The sequence below is a fragment of the Rhodococcus quanlei genome, from assembly GCF_055231015.1.
On sequence record NZ_JBUYWD010000048.1, the window covers coordinates 1 to 712 of the forward strand.

The 712-nt window shown below is 63.5% G+C and carries 1 protein-coding gene; it reads left to right on the forward strand.

Translation table 11 applies throughout. The annotated features are described in order from the left end of the window. Positions 1–712: AMP-binding protein (locus ACZI8Q_RS20670; protein WP_463375449.1), on the forward strand; the 712-nt coding region annotated here is incomplete at both ends.

Below are 712 nucleotides of genomic sequence, written 5' to 3' on the forward strand. Positions count from 1 at the left end.
TGGTGTTGTCGGATCCTGTGGTGTTGTCGGGTTTTGGTGGTGTGGTGGGTGGTGGTGCGGGGGTTGGGTGTGCTGCGTATGTGATGTATACGTCGGGGTCGACGGGGGTGCCGAAGGGTGTGGTGGTCACGCATGCGGGGCTCGCAGGTCTCGTCGCCGAACAGAATGCTCGCGCAGGCACCACACGCTCGTCACGTGTATTGCAGGCGGCGTCGGTAGGTTTCGATGCGATTCTGCTCGAGCAATTACTGGCCTTCGGGGTGGGCGCCACCTTGGTGATCGCTCCTCCCGACGTCTATGCGGGTCCCGACTTGCAGAACTTCATGAATACGCAACGCATCACGCACGCTTTTCTGACACCGGCAGTGCTTGCCACTCTCGAGCCCGAACGGCTCGAATCATTGGACACCGTGATCGTCGGCGGCGAGCGATGCTCCCCGGAACTGTTGTCACGGTGGGCGGCGCACTGCTGCGTCGTGGTCGGATACGGACCCACCGAGACCACCGTGATGTCCAACATCGCAGACCCCATGAACTCCGGCGACCCGGTCCGGATCGGCCCGCCGGTCGCGGGAATGGGTGCAGTGCTTCTGGATCGGTGGTTGTGTCCGGTTCCGGTGGGTGTGGTGGGGGAGTTGTATGTGGTCGGGGGTGGGCTTGCTCGTGGTTATCACCGGATGCCGGGTGTGACGGCGGCTGGGTTCGTGGCGTG